The sequence below is a fragment of the Pseudomonas sp. USTB-Z genome (assembly GCF_019691255.1).
GTDB classification, from domain to species: Bacteria; Pseudomonadota; Gammaproteobacteria; order Pseudomonadales; family Pseudomonadaceae; genus Aquipseudomonas; species Aquipseudomonas alloputida.
This window is the reverse complement of record NZ_JAECZP010000008.1, coordinates 227,999-236,647: the sequence shown is the minus strand read 5'-3', so window position 1 is coordinate 236,647 and position 8,649 is coordinate 227,999. Positions and strand designations below refer to the sequence as shown.

Here is an 8,649-nt window from a genome sequence, read left to right as displayed (position 1 = left end):
CAGCGGGGTTCGCGCCAGCAAATTCAAGGCATCGGCATCCCACACTTGCGGCCGCGGGGGGGGGGGGGCCCCCCCCCACACCCAAACGCCCCCCCCCCCCCCCCCCCCCCCCCGCCCCCCCCCCCCCCCCCCCCCCCCCACGCCGGTGTCCAACCGTGCGCCTTTCGACGAGCAGAGCTGCCTGCTGGTCGAAGCGTTGCGCCCGGAGGTGGTGAGCTTCCACTTCGGCCTGCCGCAGGCCGAACTGCTGCAGCGGGTAAAGGCCAGCGGTGCCAAGGTACTGTCCAGCGCCACGACCGTGGAAGAAGCGGCCTGGCTGGAGCGCAATGGCTGCGATGCGATCATCGCCATGGGTTATGAAGCCGGTGGCCATCGCGGCATGTTCCTCAGCGATGACATCACCAGCCAGATAGGCACCTTCGCGCTCGTACCGCAGGTGGCCGATGCCGTCGGCGTGCCGGTGATTGCCGCCGGTGGTATCGGCGACCACCGCGGGCTGTTGGCGGCACTGGCCCTAGGTGCCTCGGCAGTGCAGATCGGCACGGCTTACCTGTTCTGCCCCGAGGCCAAGGTGTCGCCAGCGCATCGCCGGGCGCTGGACAGCGCGCCTGCCAGCGACACCGCGCTGACCAACCTGTTCACCGGCCGACCGGCGCGCGGCATCAACAATCGCCTCATGCGCGAGCTGGGGCCGATGAGCGAGCTAGCACCGCGCTTCCCGCTGGCGGGCGGGGCATTGATGCCTTTACGGGCGATCACCGATCCGCAGGGTAAGAGTGATTTCAGCAATCTGTGGTCGGGGCAGGCGTTACGGCTGGGCCGGCACATGCCGGCGGGTGAGCTGACCCGGGAGATTGCCGGTAAGGCACTGGCAGTGATCGGTCACCAGGCATTCTGACAGGCAGGCCTGGCCTCTTCCCGGCCAATGGCTTATCGCTATATAGTCAAGGCTATAACGATAACCTCAAGGAGCTGTCTTCATGCGTATCCGCTCGCCCCAGTTGGCCGTCACTGCCCTGGCCAGCCTGTTCGCCTTCAACACTGCCTGGGCCGACGAAGTCCAGGTCGCGGTCGCAGCCAACTTCACAGCCCCTATCCAGGCCATCGCCAAGGACTTCGAAAAAGACACCGGCCACAAACTGGTCGCGGCCTATGGCGCCACCGGGCAGTTCTACGCGCAGATCAAGAACGGTGCACCGTTCGAGGTGTTCCTCGCCGCTGACGACACCACCCCCAAGAAGCTTGAAGCAGAAAAGGAAACCGTACCCGGCTCGCGCTTTACCTACGCCATCGGCACCCTGGCCCTGTGGTCTGCGAAGGAAGGCTACGTAGATGTTAAGGGTGAAGTGCTGAAAAAGAACGAATACAAACACCTGTCCATCGCCAACCCGAAAGCGGCACCTTACGGCCTGGCCGCCACCCAGGTACTGGACAGGCTGACGCTCACCGAAGCCACCAAAGGCAAGATCGTCGAAGGCCAGAGCATCACCCAGGCCTTCCAGTTCGTCTCCACCGGCAACGCCGAACTCGGCTTTGTCGCCCTGTCGCAGATCTACATGGACGGCAAGGTGACCCATGGCTCGGCATGGATCGTGCCGTCCAATCTGCACGACCCGATCCGCCAGGACGCCGTCATCCTCAACAAAGGCAAGGACAATGCGGCCGCCAAGGCACTGGTCGAATACCTCAAAGGCCCGAAAGCCGCAGCGGTGATCAAATCCTATGGTTATGAACGCTGATGCCACTCGATGCCAGTGACCTGGGCGCTATCTGGCTGACCGTAAAACTGGCCAGCCTGACCACCCTGATCCTGCTGGTCATCGGCACCCCGGTCGCCTGGTGGCTCGCGCGCACGCGCTCATGGCTGCGCGGACCGGTGGGTGCGGTGGTGGCACTGCCGCTGGTACTGCCACCGACGGTGATCGGCTTTTACCTGTTGATCGCCCTTGGCCCGCACGGCTGGCTTGGTCAGGCCACCCAGGCGCTAGGCCTGGGCAGTGTGGTGTTCAGCTTCACAGGCCTGGTGATTGGCTCGACGGTGTATTCCATGCCGTTCGTGGTGCAACCCCTGCAGAATGCCTTTGGCGCGATCGGCCAACGGCCCCTGGAAGTCGCCGCCACCCTGCGCGCCAGCCCATGGGACACTTTCGTTCATGTGGTGCTGCCGCTGGCCCGCCCTGGCTTCGTCACTGCCAGCATCCTCGGCTTTGCCCACACGGTGGGCGAGTTTGGCGTCGTGCTGATGATCGGTGGCAACATCCCCGACAAGACTCGCGTGGTTTCGGTACAAATTTTCGATCACGTCGAAGCCATGGAGTATTCGCAAGCCCACTGGCTGGCCGGTGCCATGCTGGTGTTCTCATTCCTGGTGCTGCTCCTGCTGTACGCTGGACGCCGCGGCAAAGCTGGCTGGAGCTGAAATGACCGCATCGATTGTGGCGCGTCTGAAACTGGCACGCGACGACTTTACCCTGGACGTCAACCTGCACCTGCCCGGGCGCGGCATCAGCGCACTGTTCGGCCACTCTGGCTCCGGCAAGACCAGCTGCCTGCGCTGCCTGGCCGGGCTGGAACGGGCCGCCAGCGCCTATATCGAGGTCAACGGCGAAGTCTGGGAAGACAGCACCCATGGCTACTTCCAGGCACCGCACCTGCGCCCGGTGGGCTACGTGTTCCAGGAAGCCAGCCTGTTCCCGCACCTGTCGGTGCGCGGCAACCTGACATTCGGCTGGCGCCGGGTAGCGCCTGCTGAACGCAAGGTCAGTCTCGACCAGGCATGCCAACTGCTGGGTATCGGCCACTTGCTGGACCGCCGCCCGGCAACCCTGTCGGGGGGCGAGGCGCAGCGGGTGGGTATTGCCCGCGCCCTGCTCAGCAGCCCGCGGCTGTTGTTGATGGACGAGCCGCTGGCAGCCCTCGACGGCCCGCGCAAGCGGGAGATACTGCCCTTCCTGGAGCGCCTGCACGACGAACTGGACATCCCTCTGATATATGTCAGCCACGCCCAGGATGAAGTCGCGCGGCTGGCCGACCACCTGGTGTTGCTGGAACAAGGCCGGGCGATCGCCAGCGGCCCGATCGGCGAAACCCTGGCTCGCCTTGACCTGTCGCTGGCCCAGGGCGACGACGCCGGCGTCGTGTTCGAGGGTAAGGTGGTAGGGCACGACCCGCACTACGGCCTGCTGGACCTGCGCCTGCCCGGCAGCAGCGGGCCGCTGCTGCGCATCACCCACGCGGCGCAGGTGATGGGCAGCACCCTGCGCGTCAAGGTGCAGGCCCGGGATGTCAGCCTGGCCCTGGCGGCGGACAGCGCATCAAGCATCCTCAACCGCCTGCCGGTGCGTGTGCGCGAGAGCTGCCCGGCAGCTAACCCGGCGCATGTGCTGGTCAGCCTGGATGCTGGCGGCAATGCCCTGCTTGCACGCATCACCCGCTTCTCGGCAGACCAGCTCGGTTTGCACACGGGGCAGATACTGTTCGCCCAGATCAAGTCGGTGGCCCTTTTGGGTTGAGCATCCTTAGCGCGCGTACTGTCCATTGATCAGTGACCTGATCGAGGCCCGCCGCCCATGCTTGACTGCCCCCTGCCGCGCACCCTGCACTACGTTGACGACAGTCAGCCGGGCCTGACCCGTCGGCGCTGGCGCGACCGTTTCATCTACCTCGATGCCGATGGCCAACGAGTACGCGACAGCGAAACCCTCGCACGCATCGCCGCACTGGTGATCCCCCCGGCCTACACGGATGTGTGGATCTGCGCCGACCCGCAAGGCCACCTGCAAGCCACCGGCCGTGATGCCCGTGGCCGCAAGCAGTACCGCTACCATGCGCAGTGGCGCGAACTGCGCGACCAGCACAAATACGGGCGCATGCTTGCGTTCGCCCAAGCCCTGCCAAAGCTGCGCACACAGCTGGAAGCCCACTTGGCGCGGCCAGGGCTGGACCGGGAAAAGGTCATGGCGCTGGTGGTGAGCCTGCTGGACCACACCCTGATCCGCATTGGCAACCAGCGCTACCTGCGCGATAACCGGTCGTACGGATTGACCACCCTGCGCAATCGCCATGTACAGATCAAAGGCAGCAGCATTCGCTTTCAATTCCGCGGCAAGCGCGGCGTCGAACACAACGTCACCCTCAACGACCGGCGCTTGGCCAACCTGCTCAAACGCTGCATGGAACTGCCTGGGCAGGCACTGTTTCAGTACCTGGATGAAGACGGCCAGCGCCATAGTGTCGGCTCCACCGAGGTCAATCAGTTTTTGCAGCAGTTGACCGGCGCCGACTTCACTGCCAAGGACTATCGCACCTGGGCCGGCAGCAGCCTGGCATTGAACCTGCTGAAGCCCTTGGCCTGGGAGCCGGAGAGTGAAGCCAAACGTCAGGTCGCCGCAATAGTCCGCCAGGTGGCCACGCGCCTGGGCAATACGCCGGCCGTGTGCCGACGCTGCTATATCCACCCGGCAGTCCTGGAGCACTATACCTTGGGGCGCCTTGCCAATTTACCGAAAAACCGAGTGCGCAAAGGCCTGGACCCGGAGGAAGTGGCCTTGCTGTTGTTTCTTCAGGCACTCGAGGAACAGGAGGCCCATTGAGCTTGTCTATTCAGCCCATGATGCGAAGAAATTTCCCATTAGCCGCCAACCCCCCTATTCTTGCCAGCGAGCACCTTGGCCGACAAACCGTTGACGGTTTGCTTTGGCACCTGCAACTGAAGACACGCAACAGAATTTGTCTGTCGGGGAATTACTATCCGCCGAAAGCGTCTTTAATGAGAAGGAAGAGGGACAAGCTCCCGCCGCCACGGCAACTAGCCCAGCGGACTTTTACATCACCAAGGAGAACTACATGCTGATACTCACCCGTAAGGTTGGCGAAAGCATCGTCATCAACGATGACATCAAAGTCACCATTCTGGGCGTCAAAGGGATGCAGGTGAGGATCGGTATCGATGCACCGAAAGATGTTCAGGTCCATCGAGAAGAGATCTTCAAACGTATCCAGGCCGGCAGCCCGGCTCCGGAGAAACACGAAGACTCACACTGAGCGTCACCCGAGGGGCATGGATGCGCTCGACCGTCAGCCTCAGGTGCCTATTAACTGATGCACCGTGGCGATCATCTCATCCATGTCGAACGGTTTGTCGAATATTGCGGCAAACAGGGCCGGGCATCCTTGGCTGGCCTGTGCGCCGCTCATGAGGATGACCGGCAACTCGCTTAACGCCGGGTCCTGGCGTATGGCGCGTGCCAACTCCTCACCGTTGAGTAGCGGCATCATGTAGTCGGTAATCACCAGCTGCACACGTTTTTCCTTCAACGCCTCCAGTGCTTTGCAGCCATTGCTCGCCTTTTCCACCACGAAACCTTCGTCCTCCAGGGCGAACCCGAGGATATCGGCGATCAGGTATTCGTCATCGACAATCAGGATGGTGTTCATCGGCTCGTCCGTCACCCGCTCCCCTGCGGCGTCGGCGTTCCCGAAAGCACACCGCAGGCACCTTCGAATGCCTTGCGCAAGGTGATGCCTTGCGGCCCGATCAGCAGCTCGTGCAAGGCCGGATCATGGTGGCTGTCACGCACCTTGAGGACCGACAGCATGCGCTGCAGTCGCGAGTCCAGTTCGACAAAGCGCATCAGCATAAGGTTGTCGACGATACTCGACAGGTCCGGCGCGGGGGCGCTGATTTCCGCGCCGAAAATGTCGCGCATCTCCCAGGTCAGGACCACGCTGACATCGCGCGCGCGCAACTCACCCGCCAGCGCGCGGAAAAACGCATTCAGCCGCGTCGGGTCAATAGCCAGGCGGCTGAATGCGCCAAGGCTGTCGATCACCACGCGCTTGCTGCCCTGCGCCGCTACACGCTCCAGTAATCGCGCGCCAACCTGGTCCAGCAAGCCTTCGGTGGTCGGCTGCCAGCACAGCTGCAAGCTACCGCCCTGCTCCATCGCGGCAAAATCGTAACCGAGCGAAGCGGCCTTGCTGCGCAGGCGTTCGGGCGTTTCGTAAAAACCGAAATGCAACCCCGGCGCCTGCGGGGTGCTGGCACCCAGAAAGGCCAGGCCCAATGATGTCTTGCCAATCCCCGAAGGCCCCATCAACAGGCTGACTGACCCGGTGGCCAAGCCACCGCCAAGCATTTCATCGAAGGTTGGTACACCGCTGCTGATACGCGCCAAGGTGCCGCTGCCCAATTGGCTGGGGTGGCTGAACAACGCTTCCAGGCGAGGATAGACCTGCATGCCGGACTCATCGATAAGGCATTCGTGACGCCCCGACAACGCACCGCTGCCGCGGGTCTTGCGCAATTGAACATGGCGCACGGCGCGGCTGCCGACCAGTTGCTCGCCCAGTTCGATCACGCCATCGACCATGGTGTGTTCCGGGCTGCCCTCGTCCAGCCGGGCACTCGTCAGCAACAGTACGGTGCAACCGGCGAAGGCCGCATGCCCCTGCAGCTCAGAGACGAACTTCTTGGTGTCCAGCGCGGTTTCCGCACGTACCCGGGCATTGAGCACACCGTCGACGATCAGCAGGCTGGCCTGTTGCCGGGCAATTTCCTGGCGCAGCAAGCGCACCACCGCATCCAGCCCGTCCTGCTCGAGGGTATCAAAGGCGCTGACGAACTGGATCTTGTCACCGACCAGCGCCGGGTCGAAGAAGTCCAGCGTGGACAGGTACTGGAACAAGCGTTCATGCGACTCGCTCAGCAAGGTGGCCACCAGCACCCGACCACCGCCACGCACGTGGCCGCAGGCCAGCTGATTGGCGAGGATGGTCTTACCGGCCCCCGGCGGGCCCTGGATAATGTAGGAGGCGCCAGCTATCAGGCCACCCTTGAGCAACGCGTCGAGCCCGTCGATCCCCGTTACCAGCCGCTTCAGTGCCTGCGCCATGATGTCTACCTGTCGAGTGGGCTATCCGTCTGGTCCTGATACATTGGCAAGTACAGTCGCATGCAAGTTCCCCGGCCAGGCTCGCTGTCGACACAAATGGCACCACCACTTTGCCGGGCGAAGCCATAGACCTGGCTAAGCCCCAGGCCGGTACCCTTGCCGAAAGGCTTGGTGGTGAAAAACGGCTCGAAGATACGCGGCAGTACCTCTGTGGGTATGCCTGCGCCGCTGTCTTCCACCTCGAAGCGCACGAAACTGCCCTTCAGCCCTTCAACTTCGCCGAACAGCTCGACCACATCGACAGTCAGGCTGATGCGGCCATGCCCGTCGATGGCATCACGGGCATTGAACAACAGGTTGAGCAACACCATCTGCAGTTGCCCGGCATCCACCTCGATCAACGGCAGGTCCGGTTGCAGCAACACCTTCAAGTCAATTGAGCTTGGCAATGCATGTTCAAGCAGGCCACGCGTAGCGTTAACCAGCTCTGCCGGGGCAACGCTGGCCACATCGAACTTGCGGTGACGGGCAAAACTGAGCAGTTGTTGGGTCAGTTCGGTGCCACGCTGGCTGGCATCGAGGATGTGCTGCAACATGCGCTGGGTGCGTGCCGGGTCCTGGGTGGCCAGCGCCAGGCGCGCCGAGCTGATGATAATGGTCAACATGTTGTTGAAGTCGTGCGCCAGACCACCGGTCAACTGGCCGAGGGCTTCAAGCTTCTGCGCCTGGAACAGCTGGGCGCGCACTGCGTCGAGCTGCTGCGCCGTCTCGCGGCGGTCAGTGATATCACGTGTCACCTTGGCCAGGCCAATGATCTGGCCATTCTCATCACGGATCACATCCAGTGCCGCCAAGGCCCAGAACTGCGTGCCGTCCTTGCGCACCCGCCAGCCTTCGTCCTGCGCCACACCCTGCTCCAGCGCCTGACGCAGCAGGCACTCGGGGCGGCCCTGCGCACAATCCTGTGGGGTGAAGAACAACGAAAAATGCTTGCCGATCACTTCATCCCTACGGTAACCCTTGATCCGTTGCGCGCCTGCGTTCCAAGACACCACATGGCCGGAAGGGTCGAGCATGTAGATGGCATAATCCACCACCGACTGAACCAGCTGTTCATAACGATGGGCGGGCATGAGGGAAGCGTCGAGGCAGTCGGCTGAAACCATGCAAACTCCACTGGCACAGCAGGAGGGAGAAAATGAACGTAGCCTGGAGTGTCTGCCAGTAGACAGCTGAACGACTACAGGCTGTCAGCGTTCCGGCTCGGCCAGCGCCGGGCTGATGCACCGCGGCATGGCCTCTTTCAGCAATCACAGGCTGAGCCGCATGATCATACCACCGCCGGCAGAGGCCAACACGAGCACCTGCGCGAACAACAGCCGCCAGAATAACCGTGGACGCACCACACCGTCGCCAACTCGGCCCCATGTCATTGCGGAACACGCTTGGATCCAATCATGGGCAACAGTGGCGTAACGACAGCAAGGTGTCAATTGCCCGTTCGATCGCCTCTTCTATCTGTTGATCATAGGTGCTGCAGTTGACTCAACTATAACAATGGGTTATAAAGCGCGCTTGATTGCGAAGCCCTTCTGCTTAGAAGCGAGCTGGTCGTTGCGACCCCTTCAAACGTGCGAGTGTGGTGGAATTGGTATACACAGCAGACTTAAAATCTGTCGGCGTGAGCCTTGCGGGTTCGAGTCCCGCCACTCGCACCAAACTTCGTTGAAAAGGCGCCCCTGCGGCGCCTTTTTGC

8 protein-coding genes, 1 tRNA gene and 1 pseudogene are annotated in these 8,649 nt (G+C 62.6%); 7 read left to right on the top strand and 3 right to left on the bottom strand.

Features of this window, described 5'->3' with window-relative positions:
• Positions 1-136: 136 nt before the first annotated feature.
• The 6 genes and pseudogenes from I8746_RS12330 to csrA all read left to right on the top strand — a co-directional run.
• Positions 137-898 (top strand): annotated as a pseudogene (locus I8746_RS12330) (NAD(P)H-dependent flavin oxidoreductase); the annotation flags it as partial.
• A gap of 82 nt (positions 899-980) precedes the next feature.
• Positions 981-1,739 (top strand): molybdate ABC transporter substrate-binding protein, encoded by a 759-nt coding sequence (modA, locus tag I8746_RS12325; protein WP_012051908.1) that lies wholly within the window; start codon positions 981-983, stop codon positions 1,737-1,739.
• A complete protein-coding gene (modB, locus tag I8746_RS12320; protein WP_003250923.1) occupies positions 1,739-2,419 on the top strand; it encodes a molybdate ABC transporter permease subunit in 681 nt (226 codons plus the stop codon). The genes modA and modB overlap by 1 nt, the downstream gene beginning before the upstream one ends.
• 1 nt (position 2,420) lies before the next feature.
• Positions 2,421-3,512 carry a molybdenum ABC transporter ATP-binding protein gene (gene modC / locus I8746_RS12315; protein WP_221100725.1) on the top strand — a complete coding sequence of 364 codons (1,092 nt, stop codon included), beginning with the start codon at positions 2,421-2,423 and terminating at the stop codon, positions 3,510-3,512.
• 57 nt (positions 3,513-3,569) lie between these two features.
• Positions 3,570-4,592, top strand: coding sequence for a DNA topoisomerase IB (locus I8746_RS12310; RefSeq protein WP_012051905.1), 1,023 nt, complete (start codon positions 3,570-3,572; stop codon positions 4,590-4,592).
• 253 nt (positions 4,593-4,845) lie between these two features.
• Positions 4,846-5,043: a carbon storage regulator CsrA gene (csrA, locus tag I8746_RS12305; protein ID WP_012051904.1), complete on the top strand. Its 198-nt coding sequence runs from the start codon at positions 4,846-4,848 to the stop codon at positions 5,041-5,043.
• A gap of 39 nt (positions 5,044-5,082) precedes the next feature.
• Here the strand turns inward: csrA and I8746_RS12300 are convergent, their stop codons facing one another.
• From I8746_RS12300 to I8746_RS12290, 3 genes are read right to left on the bottom strand one after another with little or no spacing between them, the layout of a single operon-like run.
• The gene (locus tag I8746_RS12300) at positions 5,083-5,436 is read right to left on the bottom strand and encodes a response regulator (RefSeq protein WP_012051903.1); all 354 of its coding nucleotides are present in this window, start codon (positions 5,434-5,436) and stop codon (positions 5,083-5,085) included.
• A gap of 11 nt (positions 5,437-5,447) precedes the next feature.
• On the bottom strand, positions 5,448-6,893 hold the full coding sequence (locus I8746_RS12295; protein ID WP_012051902.1) for an ATPase domain-containing protein: 1,446 nt from the start codon (positions 6,891-6,893) through the stop codon (positions 5,448-5,450).
• 5 nt (positions 6,894-6,898) lie between these two features.
• Positions 6,899-8,059 (bottom strand): nitrogen regulation protein NR(II), encoded by a 1,161-nt coding sequence (locus I8746_RS12290; RefSeq protein WP_014756173.1) that lies wholly within the window; start codon positions 8,057-8,059, stop codon positions 6,899-6,901.
• Between the two features lie 467 nt (positions 8,060-8,526).
• Between I8746_RS12290 and I8746_RS12285 the strand changes: the two genes are divergently transcribed.
• A tRNA-Leu gene (locus I8746_RS12285) sits at positions 8,527-8,611 on the top strand.
• The last annotated feature ends 38 nt before the right edge of the window (positions 8,612-8,649 follow it).

Bases quoted from the DNA above. Each gene is read 5' to 3' on its own strand.
- modA (WP_012051908.1), top strand. From the start codon at position 981: ATGCGTATCCGCTCGCCCCAGTTGGCCGTCACTGCCCTGGCCAGCCTG.
- modB (WP_003250923.1), top strand. From the start codon at position 1,739: ATGCCACTCGATGCCAGTGACCTGGGCGCTATCTGGCTGACCGTAAAA.
- modC (WP_221100725.1), top strand. From the start codon at position 2,421: ATGACCGCATCGATTGTGGCGCGTCTGAAACTGGCACGCGACGACTTT.
- I8746_RS12310 (WP_012051905.1), top strand. From the start codon at position 3,570: ATGCTTGACTGCCCCCTGCCGCGCACCCTGCACTACGTTGACGACAGT.
- csrA (WP_012051904.1), top strand. From the start codon at position 4,846: ATGCTGATACTCACCCGTAAGGTTGGCGAAAGCATCGTCATCAACGAT.
- I8746_RS12300 (WP_012051903.1), bottom strand. From the start codon at position 5,436: ATGAACACCATCCTGATTGTCGATGACGAATACCTGATCGCCGATATC.
- I8746_RS12295 (WP_012051902.1), bottom strand. From the start codon at position 6,893: ATGGCGCAGGCACTGAAGCGGCTGGTAACGGGGATCGACGGGCTCGAC.
- I8746_RS12290 (WP_014756173.1), bottom strand. From the start codon at position 8,059: ATGGTTTCAGCCGACTGCCTCGACGCTTCCCTCATGCCCGCCCATCGT.